At 56.1% G+C, this 360-nt stretch carries 1 protein-coding gene; it reads right to left on the reverse strand.

The annotated features are described in order from the left end of the window. A partial coding sequence (locus tag ACZYOF_RS44460) for a transposase (protein ID WP_463719682.1) occupies positions 1–168 on the reverse strand: 168 nt, incomplete at its 3' end. Positions 169–360 lie beyond the last annotated feature (192 nt).

Below are 360 nucleotides of genomic sequence, written 5' to 3' on the forward strand. Positions count from 1 at the left end.
AAACGTCGGCGGCAGATCTCTCCATGGGCTGCCCGTGCGGGCGATCCACAGCACGGCCTCGAGGAACAAACGATTGTCACCCCCTGTGCGACCGGGATCGGTCGGCTTGCCCAAACAAAGCGGCTCCATCTTCGCCCACTGGGCATCCGTCAAAACGAATCGGTGCATGCCAAGCTCCTTTCGGAGCTTGAATCACGGACATTCCAATCTGTGAATCCTGAATCTCAACAGGCCCTAACATTACAGTTGTTTTTTTAGTGGGTTTCTGAATCCATGGGCAACCATGATTCGAAGATCGTGGACGCAGGCAGCGTCGATTGAGGAGACGCTTGCGTTGTGGGCGGCGTCGCTTCGGGAGAT

The sequence above is a fragment of the Bradyrhizobium sp. LeoA1Lang genome, from assembly GCF_055413685.1.